The organism is Bradyrhizobium sp. STM 3843 (genome assembly GCF_000239815.1).
Taxonomy (GTDB): domain Bacteria; phylum Pseudomonadota; class Alphaproteobacteria; order Rhizobiales; family Xanthobacteraceae; genus Bradyrhizobium.
In genome coordinates this window covers 29,824-48,569 of the sequence record NZ_CAFK01000304.1, presented here as the reverse complement: position 1 = coordinate 48,569, position 18,746 = coordinate 29,824, and the positions used below count along the sequence as shown (strand labels likewise).

Genomic DNA, 18,746 nt, shown 5'->3' with positions numbered 1-18,746 from the left:
CAAATAAGCTTGGATACGGAGAAAATCACATGAGGAAACTCCTGATAGCTGGTGGCAGCATCGCCGGCTTGAGCTTGGCCGCCTTGGGCTTGGCTGCTCCTGCGTCGGCCGCCGATATGGCTGTCAAGGCACCGCCGCCGGCCCCCATGGTGGCGATCTACAATTGGAGCGGCTTCTACATCGGTGCCAACGGCGGATGGGGTCAAAGCCACGGTTGCGTGGATTTCGTCACGCTCGCAGGAACGGTGGCCGGTGGTTGCGCTGATCGCTCTGGGGGCCTTGTCGGCGGACAGATCGGCTATCGCTGGCAGACCAATCAGTTCGTGTTCGGATTGGAGGCACAGGGCGATTGGGCCGATATCAAGAATACGCGCGTGAGCCTGATCGATCCGTTCATTTCAACCACCGGAAAAACCGATGGCATCGGTCTCTTCACGGGTCAACTCGGTTGGGCGTGGAACGCATCGCTGTTCTACGTGAAGGGAGGCGCGGCCGTCACTCACAATCGCTTTGATATATTCAACAACGTCACCGGGGTCGGCTTGGCCTCGGCAGGTCACACGCGCTGGGGCGGAGCTCTCGGTGTCGGCTGGGAGTATGGCTTCGCACCGAACTGGTCCTTCGGCGTGGAATACGATCATCTCTGGATGGGACATGACAACGCCACCTTCGCAGGTGTGGTCACGCCCGGCGGGGTCACTGTCCTGGGCGACCGCCTCAGCCAGGACGTCGACATGATCACTCTACGCTTGAACTATCGCTTCGGCGGTTTCGCCGCCCCAGTCACGGCACGCTATTAGTGGCTGCCCCCAGGACTCGCTCTCGTCTGCGGATCAGCTAAGCAAACTTCGGCGGATAGAACATCAGCGCGATGAAACGACAGGAGGCGGCCCAAGAGCCGCCTCCATTTTTTTAAGGATGCCTGAAGCACGGTCCGCAAAGGTGTGCAACGGCGTTGTGGGTATTGCGCCTCCGGGACCACGGCCAACGCCCTTTGCGCGTCTTGTCCTCATCACATCCGCTGTAGGCGTACCAGGTCCGGTCACCCGCGCGGGAGCTGACCACGTCCGAATGCAAAGCGCTCGTTCACCAGCCCCAGCCGCCATAGTATCGCGGAATCAGCGTCGGCCGTCCGGTGACGTAGCTGCGGTTGGCGTAAACGCCGCCATAGCCAACGGGGTAGCCGGCCGCGGCATAACTGCCGCCGTAGTAGCGCGGGACCAATGTTGGACGTCCGGTGACATAGCTGCGGTTGGCGTAGCCGCCGTAATAGCCGCCGGGGTAGCTGTAATTGCCGTAATAGTTGCCGGGATAACCCCAGCCCGTTGCATAGGAATCACCACCATAGTAATCCGTGTTGTAGTAATTCGAACTCGCAACTGCCGCAGCCGTACCGACCGCGGCGGCGCCTGCCAAACCATAGCCGCCGTAGCCCCACGCGCCGCGTCGATATTGGCGACGCGCTACGCCAGCACCACTCAAGGGTGTCAACGGGCGACCAATCCTTGCCTGAGCGCTTTCGACCGACAATGAGGCTCCGCGTTGCTCAGACCAGTTGAAGGAGAACAGCGTCGCGCACACAGCCGCAGAAGTCGCGATAGCAGCTTTCGCTATGGATTCCATGAGCCCACTCCATGAGGGAACCCTGCCCGCCCCGGTTACAGGCGCGTCGGCCTTTGTGAGTCTTGATCTAAATCAACGAGGCTGAGCGGTTCCGGAAAAGGCTTGCGAACCTGGCAGGCGTTGCTCAGGTCAGCAACGAAGGTGGCGTTCATCAAGGTTTGCGACGGCGCGTCGGACCAAATGTGGGAATGCCGATGGAAGATCCATTCCTCAATTATTTCGCACTGGGCTTGTTGTTCTTCGTCGTGATCGTGCTGGTGTACGGAATCATCGCGATCCACGACATTCCGGCCCGGATTGCGCATGCACGTCATCATCCACATCAGGACGCCATCCACGCCGCCGGCTGGATCAGCCTGTTCATGCTGCACTTGCTGTGGCCGTTTCTCTGGATTTGGGCGATGATGTATCGGCCGGATCGAGGCTGGGGTTTCGGTCACAAGCCGGGCGAGCCGGCTTCGCCGCAGCAGGCAGTGGCCGAGCTGGAAGAGCTCAGGCGTCGCATGGCGGGGATCGAGGCCAGGCTCGAGAGCGACGATCGAATAGCCCGGTCGAGCAAAGGGCCACCTCGGCCTGCGATCGAGCCCGCGGGATCATCGGTTTCGGTTGTTGCTGACGGCGCTCAAGCGCCAGAAATAGCAACCGCAGAGAGCCGAAGTGTGCGGCGATAGTTGATGCACGCTCCATGCCCGGGACGGGAGGTTGCGAATGGAAATATTGCTGACATTGACCTATGTCGCATTCTGCTATGCCACATTCAAGCTTTTCCGAATCCCGGTGAATCAATGGACGTTGGCGACGGCGGCGCTCGGCGGCATCTTCGGCCTTTCGCTGCTGTTCATCACGATGGCCTACAATCATCCATTTTCGACCAACGCGCGCATCTACTTTACTGTTACGCCGATATTGCCGTCCGTTCGAGGCCGGGTGGTCGAGGTGCCGGTCGAGGATCGTACCAACCAGCACCTTGAAGCCGGAGACGTTCTCTTCAAGATCGATCCCAAGCCTTACCAATATGCGGTCGAGGAAAAACGCGCCGGGCTGGCGGACGCGGAGGCCAATGTCGCGCAGCTCAAGGCGTCGGTCGATCAGGCCGCGGCGACGGCCGGCAAAGCCAGGGCGGAGCTACAGCTTGCCCAGGAGAACTACGACCGCCAGTCGACGCTATTCCAAAAGAACGTCGTTGCGCAGGCCGCGCTCGACACCGCAACGCGCAATCTGGATGCCGCAAAGCAGGCGACAGCCGAAGCCGCTGCGGTGGAAGATCATGCCCGGCAAGCCTATGGCGCCACGGTCGACGGTGAACACTCGGTCATCGTCCGCTTGCGCAACGAGCTTGCCGACGCTCAATACGATCTGGACCAGACCGTTGTTCGCGCGCCGACCGGCGGCTTTGTCACCGAGCTGGCGCTGCGGCCGGGCGTGTATGTGGTCCCGGCTCCCTTCCGTCCAGCCATGATTTTCGTCAACGACAGCCAAAGTGACCGAGCCTTGGCAGCGGCATTCCAACAAAACGCCTTGCAGCGCGTTCGCGCCGGCGATGAGGCCGAAGTTCTGTTCAAGGGCATACCGGGCCGCGTGTTCAAGGCCAAGGTGCGCCTCGTGATCGATGCGGTCGCCGCCGGTCAGCTTCAAAGCACGGGAACGCTCGTGAATGTCGGAGGTCCCCTGCCCGGCGACCGCGCTCTGGCCGTTCTCGATCTCGTCGACGATATTTCCGGTTACCAGGTGCCGCTCGGTTCGGCAGGCGAAGCGGCCATCTACACCGAGCATTTTCACGAATTGTCGCTGCTGCGGAAGATTCTTTTGCGCATGCGCAGCTGGCAGAACTACGTCTTCTTCGAAAGCATTTAGACAGCGGCTCCGCTGTTCTGGTATCAACATCGAGCAGTCGGCCGAGCTTGAAAACTTGCGGGAATCTGCCTGGGCGCCATGGATGACCTGTCGAAAATTCGGCTTGATGGTGTGAGGCTGCCGATCTGGCTGCGCATTCTCATCGTATTTGTGCTGGCACTGCTGGCCGGGGGCGCAAGCCTGTTCGCATACCGCTGGTACGTCCGGCCGGTGACCTTGTCGATCGCGGTCGGGTCATTCGACGGTGACGCCCCCAAGATCGTATCTGCGCTCGCGAGCAGGCTTGCCGCCAACAACGCGCATGTCCGGCTGAAGGTGGTCGAGACCACCGGCCCGATTGAATCAGCGGAGGCGTTTTCGTCCGGCAGGACGGACCTTGCCGTCGTCCGCGGAGATGTCGGCGACCTCTCTCAGGCGCAAGCGATCGTCGTCCTCGCCCAGGCCGTGGCGCTGCTTATTGCACCGCCGGGATCGCCGGTGACGGATATGGCCGACTTGAAGCGCATGACGGTGGGGGTGGTTGGAGGCGACACCAATCAGAAGATCGTCAGCGTGTTGACGAAGGCCTATGACCTCGAGCGCGCCAATGTCGCATTCAAGACCATAGCGCCCGACCAGGTCCGCCGAGCGCTCGAGACCAAGGAGATCCGCGCCCTGCTGCTGGTCATGCCGCTGAGCGACAAATATTTGTCGCTGGTGCGAGGTCTCTTCCCACAGAACGCGAAGACTGCGCCGGTCCTGATCCCGATCGAGAATGCGGGGGCAATTGCCGAGAAGGAGCGCGCCTACGAGAGCTTCGACATCCCGAAGGGTACCTTGCGCGGGTCGCCTCCCGTTCCCGACGACGATGTCACCACGCTGCAGGTCTCCTTCTACCTGGTTGGCAAGAAGAGCCTCGATAACGATATGATTGCCGGCTTCACGCAAGCCATCACCAGCGCGCGCAGGGATCTTTCGGCCGAATTGCCGATCCTCGCGCAGTTCAAGGCACCGGATACCGACCCGGGCGCCTTTCTTCCCGTTCATCCGGGCGCCGCGGAGTTCTATAACGGCACTCAGCAGACCTTCCTGGACAAATGGAGCAACGCCATCTTTCTGGCGCCCATGGCGCTTGGCGCGCTTGCCACGGTCCTCGCTGCGGCCTGGCAGTTCCTCCGATCGGGCGATCCGAAGAAGACGCCGGCACTCGATTCACTCTATGCGCTCGGGCGAAGAATAAGGCACGCCGAGACCGAAGCGGAATTGCTGGAGATCGAGACCGAGATCGACGAGACGCTGCGGGCGCAGCGCACCCGACCGGACCAAGATGAAGACACTCTCGATGCAGCGACCTTGAACGTCGCGGCCCATCGCCTGGAGAATCTGATACATGATCGCAGAGCGGCGCTAGCCGCGCCAAGATCGAGTGGAAGCTGAACAGAGAGCGTAGCAGCGCGTAGGATGGGTTGAGCCCTTCGCGAAACCCATCATCTTCGCAACCATCATTGATGGGTATCGCTTCGCTCAACCCATCCTACAGGCTTCTGCGCAAGCCTCCCACGAACGCTGGCCCATCAGCTCTGTTTGCGCGAGAGTAAACGCATTGTCGTCTCGGGCTCCTTATAGTGAATTAGACCAGCCTTTTCTGATAAGATCATTACTCCCGACCCAAGAAATTCCTTCCACTGATCTTTGGGATAGGCTTCCGAATACTCGTCCGTATCAATAGAGAAAACCACAACTCCGATGTTTCCATCCCATAGCTCTACACGATCGCCGATATGTGCCTCGGTGCCATCAGGATATCTCATGTGTACGGACCCCCGTTGCTCGGATCGACAGTCAAGCAATTTTTGCTCTGTGTCAAAATCGGCAAGACTCTGATTGATGTGAGCGCGTAGTTGAGCCGCAGGCGAAACCCATCACCGTCGATGCGACCGGCCGTTGGCGATGGGTTTCGCTTCGCTCTACCCATCCTACGGGCTGTCAGTCCTAGGTAACGCTCACCGTGCCGCTTCAGCGCCGCCGGCCGCGGTGATGACTGCCACGATGATCAGCCCGGTCAGCACGAGACGGACGCCGGCGCTGACGCCGAAGGTATTGAGCATCGTCAGCAGCAGCACCAGGAACAGCGCCGCGCCCCAGAGCCCGGGAACGTTGGCCTTGCCGCCCGCGACGGACGTGCCGCCGATCACGACCACCGCGATCGAGGCCAAGAGATATTCGTTGCCGATATCGACATTGGCGCCGCGGAAGTAGCCGGCCAGCAGCGCGCCGTCGATGCCGCCCAGCGTCCCTGACAAGGCATAGGTGGCAAAGCGCACCCGATTGACCCGGATACCGGCCAGCCGCGCGGCCCGCATGTTCTGTCCGATCGCAAGGACGGAGCGGCCGAAGATGGTACGTTGCAGCGCAAGCCCGGCGCCGACGGTGAACAACACGGTGAGAACGGCCAGGATCGGAATTCCAAGGACCTGGATGTTGGTGAAATCAGCAAAGCCGGGCGGCGGCTTGATCTGCAGCCCGCGACCATAGCTGATGTCGATCGACTGAATGACGAAGCTCGCCGAGAGCGTCGCGATGATCGGCGGTATCCGCAAGGCCCAGATCAGCAGGTAGTTGGCCGCTCCGATCGCGAGGCCACACGCGAGCGCCGCAGCGAGCCCCAGCAGGATGCGACCGTCGTCGCCGGCCATCACCGTCATCGCCACCGCGCTGGCCAACCCGATATTGGCCGGCAGCGACAAATCGACATTGCCCGGGCCCAGCGTGATCACGAACATCTGGCCGACGCCGACGACGACCGTGAACACGGCAAGCGAGAGCGCCGCGGTCAGCATGCCTCCAGCGCCATAGCCGCCGGTGAAGAAGACCGCCGCCAGCCAGACCGCGAGCGCACCGACAAACGACCAGATCCAGGGTGTGGCGAAAGCTCTGCCAAGCGTGCCCTTCATCGCTCCGCCTCCTTGCGGCTGATCAGGACGCGAGCGGCCAGCACGACGATCAGGGTGGCGCCGTTGGCGGCGACCTGCCAGTCCGGCGGGATATGCATGAAGGTCAGCAACGGGGACGCGGCAAGCGCCAAAGTCAACGCGCCGATCACAGCGCCGATCGGTGAGACCCGGCCGCCGACGAACTCTCCGCCGCCGAGAATGACCCCGGCGATCGACAGCAGCGTATAGCCGTTGCCGATATTCGCATCAGCCGAGGTGGTGATGCCGATCAGCGCCAGCCCCGACAGGACGCCGAACACGCCGGTGCATGCGAACAAGACCATCTTCGCCTTCAAGAGCGACCAGCCGGCGCGGCCGATCGCGACCGCGTTGCCGCCGGAGCCGCGCAGGATGGCACCGTAGGATGTCCGCATCAGCCCGACATAAGCGAGCGCGGCGATGACAGCCGCGGCCAGTATCGGAAACGGAATCAGAGGCGGCTTGAAGCTCATGGTGGCCAGCAGCCAGCCGGGCGCCTTGCCACCGGGCTTCGGCAGCAGCAGGATGGCAAGCCCCTGCCAGACGAAGCTCATGCCGAGCGTCACCACGATCGAGGGCAGATTGCGCAGATAGATCAGCGCGCCGAGACCTGCGTAAGTCGCGATGCAGCCAAGCAGCACGAGAGTTCCCAGCAGAGGCGTCTCGCGCAGCCAGGTCGCGGTGACGCAGCCGACAAAGCCGACGAAGGCGCCGATCGACAGGTCCAGATCGTTGCCGGCAATGACGAACATCTGCGCGATGGTCGCGAGCGCAATCGGAACCGCAAGGTTGAGCATCAGCGTGAAGCCGAAATAACTGATCGCACGCGGATTGAGATAGCTGATCGCCAAGAGCACCAGCGCGAGCGACAGCGCGGGCAGCAGGGCCCGCAACAGTCGTGGCGTGCTGCCACGGCCGAGCACGCGCGAAACCTCTTTCGCAGCCACGCCACTTGCGCTCATGAGCTCAGCTCGCCTCCGCGAAGGAGGACTGGATGACCTTCTGCTCGGTCACCTCGTCGCTGGTCAGGTCCGCAACGATCGCGCCGTTGCGGAAGACATAGACATGGTCGCATTGCTTCAATTCATCGGTTTCGGTCGTGTACCAGAGAAAGGTCCGGCCAGCGTCCGCCTCTTCGCGGATCAGATCGTAGACTTCGAGCTTGGTGCCGACGTCGACGCCGCGCATCGGATCGTCCATCAGCACGATGCGGGCGTCCGAACCAAGTGCGCGGGCGAACAATGCCTTCTGCTGATTGCCGCCGGACAGCGAGAGAATGTTGTGGTGAACGTCGGGCGTGCGGATCCTGATCTTGTCGCGCCAGAGATTGGCCAGCGCATCTTCGCGTCGCGGCGAGATCAAGAGGCCCTGGCGCAGGCTGGGCAGCGAACGCACCCCGATATTTTCGGCAATCGACCACAGCGGGAATACGCCGTCAGCCTGACGGTCGCCCGCGACCAGGGCCACGCTGGCCGTGACCTCCGCACGCGCATCAGCGCGCATCGCAGCCGAAAATATCGCGAGCAGGAGCTCGGTCTGGCCATGGCCGGCAAGCCCGGCAAGGCCGATGATCTCGCCCTCATGCGCGACGAGCTCGCCGATGCCGCTCTGTCGCCTGGGGCGGGCACGGACGCGAAGCGGCGATTGCCCGCGCGCTCGGCCCTTGTTCGCGCGAGTCTCGCGCGCGTGAACCTCGACGTCGCCCATGGCCGCGACCAGCCTGTCGCGATCGAACGTCGTAGCATCAGCGTCGGCGACCGTCCTGCCATCGCGCATCACCACAATGCGATCGCAATGCTCGAGCACCTCGCCCAGGAGATGCGAAATGAAGATGAAGCTTATGCCATCGGCGACGGCGCGACGCATGAAGCCGAGCAGCTGGCGGGCGGTGTGGGCATCGAGCGAAGACGTCGGCTCATCGAGGATGATCAGCCGCACCGGCTCATCCGTCGCGGTGAAGGCGCGCGCGACCTCGACCATCTGGCGACGCCCGATGGCGAGATCCTGAACCAGATCGGATGCGCTGATTCCGTGACCCGGGAAAATGGCGTCGAGCTTTTCGAGGATCAGCCGACCCGCCTTAGCCCGCCAGTTGAACCCGGTGAGCGAGGGATGAAAGACGCGGGTGTTCTCGGCGACCGTCAGGTTGGGACAGAGCGAGAGCTCCTGAAAGACACAGCGCACCCCGAGCTTCTTGGCGATACCAGGCGAGTAGCCGGCCGGCGCCTCGCCCAAGATCGTCAGAGATCCACGATCGGCCGATGCCGTGCCCGCGAGGACATGCATCAGGGTCGATTTGCCCGCGCCATTATGGCCGACTAACCCGAGGCATTCGCCCTGCCCGACCGCGAGATCGACACCACCGAGCGCACGGACGGCACCGAAATGCTTTTCGATGCCGTCCAGCTTAACGAGCTTCGGACTCGTGACAGTCATTCCACCCCTGCCACCCTTGGCCCTTGCTCCCTTGCGCTTCGCGAATCGCGCGCTCCTTCAGCCGTCATTTCATATTGGCTTTGATCGCCGCGATGGCTTCCGCTTGCGTGTATTCGTGGCTCGCGACACCGCCGTTCGGGATGTTGGGCAATTCGGTCTCGAAATTGTCCTGCGTGAAAGCAAGATAAGGCACCAGCAGATCGTGGGGGATGGTCTTGTTACCGTCCAGCACCTGCTGAGCGACCCAGAACGCCAAGGTCGAGACGCCGGGCGCGATCGAGGCGGACCAGGTCTTGTAGCCGTCCTTGGCCTTCTGCTCCTTCCACCACTGCAATTCGTCCTGCCGGTTGCCCATGATGATGGTGGGGCGCGGCTTGCCGGCGGCTGCGAAGGCCTGGGCCGCTCCATAGCCGTCGCCGCCCTGATCGACCACGCCGATAACGTCAGGCAGCGAAGGCAGCACCGTGGCGACGGCCTTCTGGGCCGTGGTCTGATCCCAGTCGCCGGTCACCGAGCTCACGATCTTGAACTCCGGATGCGCCTTAACCCCCTCGAGGATGCCGGCGTGAATGGCGTCGTCGATCGAGGTCCCCGCAAGGCCGCGGATTTCGAGCAGGTTGCCGCCCTTGGGCTGGAACTTGGCCATCTCCGTGACTTCCTGCGTCCCCATCGCCTTGAAATCGACGACGACCCGGTAGGCGCAAGGTTCGGTGACGATGCCGTCGAACGATACGACCACGATGCCGGCATCGCAGGCCTGCTTGACGGCGCCGTTCAGGGCATCCGGCGAAGACGCATTGATGACGATCGCGTCATATCCCTGCAGGATGAGATTTTGAATCTGCGCCGCCTGGGTCGGCACGTCCTTGTCGGCGGTGGTGAAGACATCGGCCGAGGCGACGACCTTGTCGGCGACTGCCTTCTTGGTGACGATGTCATAGCTCTTGAGCATCGCCTGGCGCCAGGAATTGCCGGCATAGTTGTTTGAGAACGCAATCTTCTTTCCGCTGGTGTCGGCGAACGCCGAGCCCGCGAACATTGCGCTACCGATAGCGCAAACAGCCAGAATCCGGATGCCGGACGTCATGAGTTTCCTCTCCCTCATTGGCCGCACTTCAGACTGCGGACCTTGGTTTTTCTGGTAGGAGTGCGCCGGACGATATCGCCGCGCTGGCGGTTCGACAAGCTGACATGTGCCGTGCATATCGGTGTCACAGCGCGAGCCGCTGGCCTCGCATGTCGACCGATCATGCGATGATGTCACACGTGCTCCGCGGGCAAGTCGTTCTGGTCACCCTGCGGGCGACGCTGGGAATCGCGCGTCGGGCCGCAAAATCAGAGAAAGATGCAGTTGCATTATCTTGGGTGCCACCCCATCTCGGAGGCGCGCATCGTTGCGACGTCTCCCTTTCACGAGAGCATCACATGTCCTTTTACGATTCGACCGTTCCCGCCTATCTCCAGATCCTCACCAGCCTCACTGGCCTGCTTGCCAAGGCCGAAGCCCATTGCGAGGCCAGGAAAATCCAGCCGGGGGTGCTGCTGAACGCGCGGCTCTACCCGGACATGCTGCCGTTCACCAAGCAGATCCAGCTCGCCTGCGATTTCGCCGCCAAGGGCTGCGCACGGCTCTCCCATAGCGGCGTCCCGAGCACCCCGGACACCGAAACCAGCTTCGCGGAGCTGCAGCAGCGCCTGACAAAGACCATCGATTATCTGAAGACCTTCAAGCCGGCCCAATTCGAGGGTGGTGACACCAAGGACGTCATCTTCCCAAGCGGGCCGAACGCGACCACGACACTGAAGGGCCAGGACTTCGTCAACCGCATCTCGTTTCCAAATTTTTATTTCCATGCCGCGATCGCGCACGGGATCCTGCGCCACAATGGCATCGAGATCGGCAAGCGGGACTTCCTGGGCATGGCCTGACCGATGCAGCCGGCCGCGCCTGCCGATCGCGGCCCTCCTCTGCGCAGTGCGAATGGCTGCCCCGATTGCGACTTTCGCGGCAGCGCACAATTGTCCTTCACAGACCATCATCCGGAAAGATCACATGAGCACGTCGAAATTGTTTGAGCCTTTCAAGCTTGGCCCGATCACGTTGGCAAACCGCGCGGTGATGGCGCCCTTGACCCGCAACCGCGCCGTCGACGGCATGGTGCCGGGTCCACTGGCCGCCGAATATTATGGCCAACGCGCCTCCGCCGGCCTCCTGATCACCGAAGCCAGCCAGATCTCGCAGCAGGGCCAGGGATACCAGGACACCCCCGGCATCTATTCCAAGGCGCAGGTCGAAGGCTGGCGCAAGGTCACCGACCGCGTGCATGCCAATGGCGGCCGCATCTTCATCCAGCTCTGGCACGTCGGCCGCATCTCGCATGTCTCGCTGCAGCCGAACGGCGGCGCGCCGGTCGCGCCCTCGGCGATCCAAGCCAAGACCAAGACCTTCGTTGGCGGCGCCTTCACCGACGTCTCCGCGCCGCGCGCGCTCGAATTGTCGGAAATTCCAGGGATCATCGAGAGCTACAAGCAGGCGGCGCTGAATGCGATCGAGGCCGGTTTCGACGGCGTCGAAATCCATGGCGCCAACGGCTATCTGCTCGACCAGTTCGCCAAGGATGGCACCAACAAGCGCACCGACGCCTATGGCGGCTCGATCGAGAACCGCGCCAGGCTGATGCTGGAAGTCTCCAAGGTCGTGGCGGACGCAATCGGGCCTGAGAAGACGGGCATCCGCATCTCGCCGGTGACACCTGCCAACGACGTCTCCGATTCCAATCCGCAACCGCTGTTCGATTACATCGTCGACCAGCTCAACGCGCTGAACCTGGTCTATCTCCACGTCATCGAGGGGGCGACCGGTGGTCCGCGCGACATCGCGCCGTTCGACTACGCCTCGCTGCGCAAGCGCTTCAAAGGCGCCTACATGGCCAATAACGGCTATGACCTCGCGCTCGCCAACAAGGTGCTGGACGCCGATGCGGCCGACCTGATCGCGTTCGGCAAGCTGTTCATCTCCAACCCCGATCTGGTCGAGCGGCTGAAGCGAGGGGCGCCGCTCAACGATTTTGACAAGAACACCTTCTATGGCGGCAGCGCCAAGGGCTATGTCGATTATCCGACGCTGAAGGAGGCGGCGGAATAGTCGCGCCTCCCCTCTCACAGAGTCATTCCGGGGGCGCCGCGACAGCGGCGAGCCCGGAATCCATACTCCGCAGCGGTGGTTATGGATTCCGGGCTCGATGCTACGCATCGCCCCGGAATGACAGACCACAATGAATGGCGGCTCCACAATAAAGGCCGGGATCGCTCCCGGCTTTTCTTGCCATTGCGCTCACGATCTTTCACCCGAGGCGCGATGACATCGCGCGCACTCAGAACGTCGCCTTGATGCCGGCATAGACTGCGAGCGGCGCACCGGGCAGCATGCTGCGGGGGTCGTTGAAGGTCATCAGGTTCGCCCCGCCCGGGGTCGAGTTGTTGAACCCGGCCGGATTGAAGACGGTGCCCGCCGAGTAATAGTGATTGTTGAACAGGTTCTGCACCAACCCGAACACTTCGACGTTCTTCGTCACCTGGTAGGAAGTATGCAGGTTCACGACCCAATAGGCCGGCACCTTGGGATAAACATTGGAATCGTCGCGCAGCAGATACTGGCTGCCGACATAGTTGATGTCGGCGCCGAGCTTCCAGGTATCGGTGACAGCATATTCCGCACCGAGCTTCAGGCGATGCGCCGGGACCAGCGGGATGTGATTGCCGGGCGTGACGGTGACTGTCGTCTGCAGATTGGGATCGTTGACGTTGAACGTGCTCCGGAACGTCGCGTCGACGAAGGTGTAGTTGGCGTAAGCGGTCCAGCGATCCCAGGACAGATCGACCTTGGCCTCGACGCCCTGGCGCAGGGTGGTGCCGGCATTCTGGAAGTAGCCGTGGTTCGGAACCACGAGGCTTGCGATGTTGATGATGTCGTCGCTGTTCTCGGTGCGGAACAGGCTGACTCCCCAGCGCAGCCGCCAACCATTGTCCGCCGCCTTCGCCGGCGCCTTGCGCGGCAGCGGCTCGACTGAAGCTGCGCCGCCCGACCACTCGCCGCGCAGGCCGCCCTCGATCGTGTGCGACACCACCTGCTTCAGCGGCGGATCGGCGATCAGGAAGTTGTCGACCTGACAGGGACGGACGGGATCGGAACATCCGAGCTCGAGTGGCGTCGGCGCGCGGTTGGCTTCGGAATAGCCGGCATAGGCGGTCATGTTGGGCGTGACCTTGTAGGTCAACCCGACCACCGGATTGAAGCGCTGGAAATTGTTCTTGCTGGTCAATAGCGCATTGAGGCCGGTCTCGTCCTGCAGATTGATCTGGGCCCAGTTGAAGCGACCGCCGGCGGTGAACGACAGTTGTGAGGTGATATCGAAGGTGTCGGTCGCGTAGAAGCCGAGATAGGTGTTCTTGGCGGTGAGGTTGACGGGCGTGAGGTCGGCCAAAGGCTGATCGATGGTGATCCCCGTGCCGGTCACGAAGAAGTTCTGATCGATCGTGCCGAGCTCGGAATTGGCCTGGAAATTCGACCGGCCGTGATCGAGGCTGGTACCGACGACGAAATGATTGTCATGATCGAACAGCTGATTGGTCGATGTCGCCTGCAGCGAGCCGCCATAGCTGTTCGAGCGGGTCCAGTTGCGGTCGATCTCGCCCAGCGCAGAATTGGCCGCCAGCGTATTGAGAACGGCCATGTTCTGATTGATCGGGGTGGCGCCGTCCCCGATGCAGAGCTGTCCGTCGAGTGCGCCACCTGCGTCGCAGGCCTGGGCATCGGTGCCGTTGCCGTCGAAATGGAATGCGCGATAGGCACGGAAATAGCCGTTCGCCTGCACGGTCAAGGTGTCCGTCGGCGTCCACTTCGCATTGGCCTGCAGAAAAGCGAGCTGCAGATGCGTGGTCTGCGGCCAGGTGTAGACGCTGGACCAGCGCTGGTTCAGCATCTCGATCGGCGTGGCGACGACCCCGCCGAGCTTGTTGTCGGCCCCGGTGAAGGAGACGTGGAATTCGGTCTGATCGCCGCGCGCGCCGAGATCGACATACATGCGACGGACCTGCGAGGACGACGAATAATCGCGCCAGCCGCGGTCATAGGTGCTGTCGGCAGCGACATAGGCCGAGAAATTTCCGTCCTGATAGCCCGATTGCGCGCTGCCCGAGATACGCCCGAACGAGCCGCCGGACAGCTGCGCCTCGGTGCCGTGATAGGTGAAGCCGTTCTTCATCTCGATCGACAGCGCGCCGCCGGTCGCGTTGAGGCCGAACAGCGGATTGTTCGGCATCAAGGTCATGCGTGCGATCGCGACTTCAGGGAGCAGGTCCCAGTTGACGACGTCGCCGAAGGCTTCGTTGATGCGGGTGCCGTTCTGATACACGGCGATGCCCTGCGGGGTGCCCGGCACCGGCGAGGCGGTGAAGCCGCGGTAATCGAGATTGCGCTGGAACGCGTTGCCGGTCTGGTCGCTCAGCGAGACGCCCGGCAAGGACTGCACCATGCCGTCCAATAGCGTCGGCGCCCTGGAATGATCGAGCGCGGCCGCGTCGATGGTCTGGACGTTGGACGGGATCTTTTCCTTGTCGATCTCTCCTCCCCCCGGCACCGGCGCAACGCCGACCACTTCAATGGTGTGCAAGGTCTCCTGCGCAAATGCGGCCCCCGGCAGCATCGCACAGGTCAAGAGCAGCGCGCGCTTCAGCGCTTTGAACTTGGTCAAGACGTCCCCCATCGCTTCGACCTCTTTTTGTCCCTGACTGTCGGTCGCAACAACCGGCCGGCCCGCCCTCGGTCGAACGAAACGATACACAGGGCGACATTGTGAGTGAGCCGACCGGGCGGCCGCAACAAGCATTATTCTCAATGCGAGCAGGAGATTTTCCCGGGGTGTTGTTTGCGCGTTCCGGCCGCGCTCAGCGCGGCCGCAGATGCAGCGGAACGTTCAGGGTCACCTGGCTTTGGGTCATCGCAGGCGGAAACGGCGGATAAGGCTGGGCGCGCTCGACGATGGACATGGCCGCGCGATCCAGAGCTTGTGCCCCCGAGCTGCGCGCGAGCCGGTGCGACCGCAACCTGCCGTTACGATCGATCGCGACGCTGACCATCGCCGTCCCGCTCGCTCCGCCGCCATCTGCGGGATAAGCCGCTGCCCGGGCCAGTCGCGCCTCCACTTCGCGATTCCAGGAGGCCTGCCCTGCCCGCGCGCCTTCGCTCTCCGCGCCGGGATTGGGCGCCGAAGCCATCCGCATCGGCCGGCTCGCCGCAGCCGCGGGCTTCGGTGGCGCCACCCTGTGCGCCGTTTTCTCGCGCGCCTCGTCCTCCTTGCGCCGCACCTGCTCGTGGGCCGGCACGGGCTTGTGAGTCTCCGGCTTGGCTTCGACCGGCTTGGGTGGCGGAGATGGAGGCGGCGCGACAATCGCATCATCCGCGCGCGGCGGCTCCGGCGTGGTCAGCGCGATCGGCGGCTCAGGCTGCGGCTCGACCTTCTCCGGCTGGGGCTGCAGTGGCGTTGGCGCGGTGACGGCCTCCGGCGTGGCCGCCGGCTCAGCTGGGGCCGGCTCGTCCCGCGGCGGCTCGAGCATCGACTGTTCGACCGGCGGTATCGGCGTGGCCGGCAGGGCCTCCGGCGCGGCCGGCGCCGGCGGGGCGACCGCCGGCATGAACGCGACGTCGATGGCAGGCGCCTCCGCACGTCCCTCCGGCGCTGGCCGAAGCAGCAAGTAGGCCACGGCGATTCCGACATGAAGCGCAGCGACGACGAGTGCAGCCACCGTCCACAGCGCAGCGTCGCGGCCCTGCTCCCGATCGAACGGATCGAGCGTCAGTACGCTCACGGCGTGCTCCGGTTTTCCAAGGCAACGAGCGCAACCTTCGTATAACCCGCGTTGCGCAGCAGGTTCATCACATCCATCACCTCGCCATAGGACAGCGCCTGATCGGCCCGCAGCAGCACCCGCTGGCTGCGATCGCCGCCGGTCGCGGCATCAAGCGCGGCGGGAAGGTCGTCGCGAGCGGCCGTATTGTCGTCGACCGCGAGCGAGTGGTCGGCCTTGAAGGTGACGAAGATCGGCTTGTCGGGGCGTGGCGCAGGCTCGACCGAGGCCGAGGGCAGGTTGACGGGAATATCGACCGTCGCAAGCGGCGCTGCCACCATGAAGATGATCAGCAGCACCAGCATGACGTCGATGAACGGCGTCACGTTGATCTCATGCGTCTCCGCGAACTCATCGTCGCGCTTGGCAAGCCGGATCGCCATGGCCCTACTCCGCGCTGTCGGCGATCGACAGCGTCGGCGCATCCGCGGCGCGCAAGGTGCGCCTGGTCTCGATCGGCATCGCCGCGCGGTCGAGATCGCGGCTCAGCAAGCGCATGATCGCGACCGAGGAATCCGCCAGCACCGCGCGATAGGTGCCGGTGGCGCGGGCGAAGACATTGTAGATCACGACGGCGGGAATCGCGGCGGCAAGGCCGAACGCGGTGGCGAGCAGCGCCTCCGCGATGCCCGGCGCCACCACCGCGAGGTTGGTCGTATGGGCCTGGGAGATGCCGATAAAGCTGTTCATGATGCCCCAGACGGTGCCGAACAGCCCGACGAAGGGCGCGACAGCACCGACCGTGGCGAGGAGGCCGATGCCGCGCCCGATGCGCTGCACGGCCGCCGCCTCGATCCGCTCGAACTGCCAGCTGACGCGCTCCTTGATGCCGTCGGCCGGCAGGCCGCGCGACTTCTCGATCTCATCATCGGCAACGCTAAGAAGACGGCCGGTGACGCTGTTCTGCTCGCCGAGCTGGCGGATGGCATCCATCAGCGAGCGCGCCGCCATGACGATCGACAGCGCGCGCCGCGCGTCACCGCGCACGCTGCGCAGCTGGATCAGCTTGACCACCAGCACGGTCCATGTCGCAACCGACGCCAGCGCCAGTCCGATCATGACCGCCTTCACGACGACATCGGCCTGCACGAACATGCTCCAGGGCGACAGCGCCGCGGGCAGCGTATCGAGCTGCGGTTGCACCATGTTGTCCTCCCCAGGCGATGCCATGTCGACGCGGAAGCGGGACTCCGGCGGGCTCGCGCTGTTGTTTTGTCGTTTTGCGGGTATGAGAGTGCGTCCGGTTGCCGCCCACTTCAAGGCGATCGTCGGCAGAAAATATCCAAGGGACGCCGGGAAAAATTCCCGAAACGGCCGGGACAAACGTCATCACGGGGCTGCACGACCGATGGCGTCCGAGCAATTCCGTTGCGCGACGGAACGCGATAACGTCGCCTGATGACATCGACGCCTGAGGACACCGTGCGCCGCGCCGCAGCCAGCTTCAATGCCGGACGCATCGATGAGGCGCGCCGGCTCTGCGAGCAGGAGCTGAAGCGCAGCCCCGGCGAGCCGATGCTGAGCCATCTGCTGGCCGCGGTGCTGTTCTCGCGTCACGACGTGGCCACCGCCCGCGTCCATATCGCGGCAAGCCTGGCCAGGCGCCCCGACAACGCCGCCGCGCAGCTGCTCGCGGCGCGCATCGCCCGCGCGGGCAAGGATTTTGCCGCTGCGCTCGGCCATGTCGACCGCGCGCTGGCGCTGGCGCCGCAGCGCGATACGTTGGTGGAGAAGGCGCGCATTCTCGACCAGGCCGGGCATCGGGCTCCGGCTCGCGAGACCTGGCAGGCGATCCTCAAGGCCGTTCCTGATTCTGGCGAGGCCGCCGCGCGGCTTGGCCGGCTCGCGTTCGAGGATGGCGATCTCGCCGGCGCGGCCTCTTATCTGGAGCGAGCAACATCGGCTGACGCCCCCGCGTCGGCCTGGTTCGACCTCGGCCTGGTGCGACAGGATCAGCGCGATCACATCGCAGCAGTGGCGGCCTACAGGAAGGCGCTCGCGCTCAAGCCCGACCATGCCGAGGCTGCGCTCAACCTCGGCATCGCGCTGCAGGAGAGCGGCGATCCGGAGGCGGCGATGCAGTCCTACAGCGAAGCCTACCGGCTGCGGCCCGAGATGTTAGGATCGATCGCGATGGCACTGACCTCCGCCTCGCACGGCCGGCTCTGGCTCGACGAAGCCGCGCTGCGGCTTGCCTTAACGCGTTAGCCGGCCGCGCCGGGCGCGAAACTGTTTGCGATAGACGTTCGGCGCGGCCAGCACCTCGGCGACCGTCTTGGAATAAGCGGTCTCATGCGCCGCATCGAACGGCTCGAACACAAGCTCCAGCGTCTCGCGCGGCACCGGAAAACATTGCGCCACCGGCGTCCCCTTCGGCACCGTCCCGCAAAAATCGGGCGCCGTCCACAGTGCCGGGAAATTGATGCCGCCGTCATGGAAACGATCCGCATCGACGAGGCCGGTCACCGTGCGAAACGGCAGATCGTCGCGATTGACCGGATGGGTCGCAAATAGCGACCAACCGTTAGGACATTCGATGGTCCAGAAACTGTTGAACTTGATCGCGGCCTGCTCGCCTTGCGCGAACGGAGCGCCGGCAAATTGCGCGGCGACATGAAAGCTCAGCGGCGCGCGAGGATGGCCCTCGGTCGCGGGCGCCGGGATGTCCCAATCCCACGAGAAGGCGCCGCGCTCGACTTCGACGTCGCAAGGCAAGAGGATCATCACGCCATGCGCCATCGCGTCGACGAAAGGCGGACACTGCTTGACGGTGCGGATGTCGCGGCCATGCAGGTTGGAATGCGCCGACGCCGGCATCCGCCGCAGCCAGTCCGGCAGCATCGCGCGCGCCGGCACCGGCCGCGGCAGATGCGGCTCCAGCGCGGGATCGCAACGGAAGGTCATGCGCATCGTGGACTCGCGTGCTCCGGTCTTGGTTCCGCATGGTGAGGCGCACATGCGCCGTGTCGAACCATG

18 protein-coding genes are annotated in these 18,746 nt (G+C 63.7%); 7 read left to right on the top strand and 11 right to left on the bottom strand.

Annotated features, from left to right (window positions below; all coding sequences use genetic code 11):
- Window positions 1–29: 29 nt before the first annotated feature.
- The gene (locus BRAS3843_RS32700; RefSeq protein ID WP_008973502.1) at window positions 30–800 is read left to right on the top strand and encodes an outer membrane beta-barrel protein; all 771 of its coding nucleotides are present in this window, start codon (window positions 30–32) and stop codon (window positions 798–800) included.
- 286 nt (window positions 801–1,086) lie between these two features.
- On the opposite strand, the gene BRAS3843_RS32695 is transcribed toward BRAS3843_RS32700, so the two are convergent.
- Window positions 1,087–1,491, bottom strand: a complete 405-nt coding sequence (locus BRAS3843_RS32695) for a hypothetical protein (protein ID WP_244425532.1) — start codon at window positions 1,489–1,491, stop codon at window positions 1,087–1,089.
- Between the two features lie 326 nt (window positions 1,492–1,817).
- Between BRAS3843_RS32695 and BRAS3843_RS32690 the strand changes: the two genes are divergently transcribed.
- The 3 genes from BRAS3843_RS32690 (at window position 1,818) to BRAS3843_RS32680 (ending at window position 4,893) form a co-directional block, all read left to right on the top strand.
- Entirely contained in the window at window positions 1,818–2,294 is a 477-nt protein-coding gene (locus BRAS3843_RS32690; protein WP_008973500.1) for a DUF3302 domain-containing protein, read from the top strand.
- A gap of 37 nt (window positions 2,295–2,331) precedes the next feature.
- On the top strand, window positions 2,332–3,477 hold the full coding sequence (locus tag BRAS3843_RS32685) for an HlyD family secretion protein (RefSeq protein ID WP_008973499.1): 1,146 nt from the start codon (window positions 2,332–2,334) through the stop codon (window positions 3,475–3,477).
- A gap of 78 nt (window positions 3,478–3,555) precedes the next feature.
- Complete coding sequence (locus BRAS3843_RS32680; RefSeq protein ID WP_008973498.1) at window positions 3,556–4,893, top strand: TAXI family TRAP transporter solute-binding subunit; 1,338 nt, start codon at window positions 3,556–3,558, stop codon at window positions 4,891–4,893.
- Window positions 4,894–5,030: 137 nt separating this feature from the next.
- On the opposite strand, the gene BRAS3843_RS41060 is transcribed toward BRAS3843_RS32680, so the two are convergent.
- The 5 genes from BRAS3843_RS41060 to BRAS3843_RS32660 all read right to left on the bottom strand — a co-directional run bounded on the left by BRAS3843_RS41060 (window position 5,031) and on the right by BRAS3843_RS32660 (window position 9,951).
- Complete coding sequence (locus BRAS3843_RS41060; RefSeq protein WP_139025046.1) at window positions 5,031–5,267, bottom strand: hypothetical protein; 237 nt, start codon at window positions 5,265–5,267, stop codon at window positions 5,031–5,033.
- 192 nt (window positions 5,268–5,459) lie between these two features.
- Entirely contained in the window at window positions 5,460–6,410 is a 951-nt protein-coding gene (locus tag BRAS3843_RS32675) for an ABC transporter permease (RefSeq protein ID WP_008973496.1), read from the bottom strand.
- Entirely contained in the window at window positions 6,407–7,390 is a 984-nt protein-coding gene (locus tag BRAS3843_RS32670; RefSeq protein WP_008973495.1) for an ABC transporter permease, read from the bottom strand. Before BRAS3843_RS32670 ends, BRAS3843_RS32675 begins: the two co-directional genes overlap by 4 nt.
- Window positions 7,391–7,394: 4 nt before the next feature.
- Complete coding sequence (locus BRAS3843_RS32665; protein ID WP_008973494.1) at window positions 7,395–8,864, bottom strand: sugar ABC transporter ATP-binding protein; 1,470 nt, start codon at window positions 8,862–8,864, stop codon at window positions 7,395–7,397.
- 64 nt (window positions 8,865–8,928) lie between these two features.
- On the bottom strand, window positions 8,929–9,951 hold the full coding sequence (locus tag BRAS3843_RS32660; RefSeq protein ID WP_008973493.1) for an ABC transporter substrate-binding protein: 1,023 nt from the start codon (window positions 9,949–9,951) through the stop codon (window positions 8,929–8,931).
- 338 nt (window positions 9,952–10,289) lie between these two features.
- Here BRAS3843_RS32660 and BRAS3843_RS32655 point away from each other — a divergent pair, with 338 nt between their 5' ends.
- Window positions 10,290–10,793, top strand: a complete 504-nt coding sequence (locus tag BRAS3843_RS32655) for a DUF1993 domain-containing protein (protein ID WP_008973491.1) — start codon at window positions 10,290–10,292, stop codon at window positions 10,791–10,793.
- 124 nt (window positions 10,794–10,917) lie between these two features.
- Window positions 10,918–12,009, top strand: coding sequence for an alkene reductase (locus tag BRAS3843_RS32650; RefSeq protein WP_008973490.1), 1,092 nt, complete (start codon window positions 10,918–10,920; stop codon window positions 12,007–12,009).
- Window positions 12,010–12,238: 229 nt separating this feature from the next.
- Here BRAS3843_RS32650 and BRAS3843_RS32645 read toward each other — a convergent pair whose 3' ends face one another.
- The 4 genes from BRAS3843_RS32645 to exbB form a co-directional block, all read right to left on the bottom strand.
- The gene (locus BRAS3843_RS32645; RefSeq protein WP_008973489.1) at window positions 12,239–14,617 is read right to left on the bottom strand and encodes a TonB-dependent receptor; all 2,379 of its coding nucleotides are present in this window, start codon (window positions 14,615–14,617) and stop codon (window positions 12,239–12,241) included.
- A 193-nt stretch (window positions 14,618–14,810) separates the two neighbouring features.
- Window positions 14,811–15,731 (bottom strand): TonB family protein, encoded by a 921-nt coding sequence (locus tag BRAS3843_RS32640; protein ID WP_008973488.1) that lies wholly within the window; start codon window positions 15,729–15,731, stop codon window positions 14,811–14,813.
- Window positions 15,728–16,153, bottom strand: coding sequence for a TonB system transport protein ExbD (exbD, locus tag BRAS3843_RS32635; RefSeq protein WP_008973487.1), 426 nt, complete (start codon window positions 16,151–16,153; stop codon window positions 15,728–15,730). The genes BRAS3843_RS32640 and exbD overlap by 4 nt, the downstream gene beginning before the upstream one ends.
- 4 nt (window positions 16,154–16,157) lie before the next feature.
- A complete protein-coding gene (gene exbB / locus BRAS3843_RS32630; RefSeq protein WP_008973486.1) occupies window positions 16,158–16,916 on the bottom strand; it encodes a tonB-system energizer ExbB in 759 nt (252 codons plus the stop codon).
- 252 nt (window positions 16,917–17,168) lie between these two features.
- On the opposite strand from exbB, the gene BRAS3843_RS32625 reads away from it, so the two are divergent.
- A complete protein-coding gene (locus BRAS3843_RS32625) occupies window positions 17,169–17,978 on the top strand; it encodes a tetratricopeptide repeat protein (protein ID WP_035983561.1) in 810 nt (269 codons plus the stop codon).
- Here the strand turns inward: BRAS3843_RS32625 and BRAS3843_RS32620 are convergent.
- Window positions 17,967–18,680, bottom strand: a complete 714-nt coding sequence (locus BRAS3843_RS32620; RefSeq protein WP_008973484.1) for a hypothetical protein — start codon at window positions 18,678–18,680, stop codon at window positions 17,967–17,969. The two genes, BRAS3843_RS32625 and BRAS3843_RS32620, sit on opposite strands and share 12 nt — an antisense overlap.
- Between the last annotated feature and the right edge of the window lie 66 nt (window positions 18,681–18,746).

Excerpts from the sequence above, each read along its gene's own strand:
- BRAS3843_RS32670 (WP_008973495.1), bottom strand. The coding sequence starts at position 7,390 with ATGAGCGCAAGTGGCGTGGCTGCGAAAGAGGTTTCGCGCGTGCTCGGC.
- BRAS3843_RS32650 (WP_008973490.1), top strand. The coding sequence starts at position 10,918 with ATGAGCACGTCGAAATTGTTTGAGCCTTTCAAGCTTGGCCCGATCACG.
- BRAS3843_RS32680 (WP_008973498.1), top strand. The coding sequence starts at position 3,556 with ATGGATGACCTGTCGAAAATTCGGCTTGATGGTGTGAGGCTGCCGATC.
- BRAS3843_RS32655 (WP_008973491.1), top strand. The coding sequence starts at position 10,290 with ATGTCCTTTTACGATTCGACCGTTCCCGCCTATCTCCAGATCCTCACC.
- BRAS3843_RS41060 (WP_139025046.1), bottom strand. The coding sequence starts at position 5,267 with ATGAGATATCCTGATGGCACCGAGGCACATATCGGCGATCGTGTAGAG.
- BRAS3843_RS32675 (WP_008973496.1), bottom strand. The coding sequence starts at position 6,410 with ATGAAGGGCACGCTTGGCAGAGCTTTCGCCACACCCTGGATCTGGTCG.
- BRAS3843_RS32660 (WP_008973493.1), bottom strand. The coding sequence starts at position 9,951 with ATGACGTCCGGCATCCGGATTCTGGCTGTTTGCGCTATCGGTAGCGCA.
- BRAS3843_RS32690 (WP_008973500.1), top strand. The coding sequence starts at position 1,818 with ATGGAAGATCCATTCCTCAATTATTTCGCACTGGGCTTGTTGTTCTTC.
- BRAS3843_RS32625 (WP_035983561.1), top strand. The coding sequence starts at position 17,169 with ATGACATCGACGCCTGAGGACACCGTGCGCCGCGCCGCAGCCAGCTTC.
- exbD (WP_008973487.1), bottom strand. The coding sequence starts at position 16,153 with ATGGCGATCCGGCTTGCCAAGCGCGACGATGAGTTCGCGGAGACGCAT.
- BRAS3843_RS32665 (WP_008973494.1), bottom strand. The coding sequence starts at position 8,864 with ATGACTGTCACGAGTCCGAAGCTCGTTAAGCTGGACGGCATCGAAAAG.
- BRAS3843_RS32700 (WP_008973502.1), top strand. The coding sequence starts at position 30 with ATGAGGAAACTCCTGATAGCTGGTGGCAGCATCGCCGGCTTGAGCTTG.
- exbB (WP_008973486.1), bottom strand. The coding sequence starts at position 16,916 with ATGGTGCAACCGCAGCTCGATACGCTGCCCGCGGCGCTGTCGCCCTGG.
- BRAS3843_RS32685 (WP_008973499.1), top strand. The coding sequence starts at position 2,332 with ATGGAAATATTGCTGACATTGACCTATGTCGCATTCTGCTATGCCACA.
- BRAS3843_RS32620 (WP_008973484.1), bottom strand. The coding sequence starts at position 18,680 with ATGCGCATGACCTTCCGTTGCGATCCCGCGCTGGAGCCGCATCTGCCG.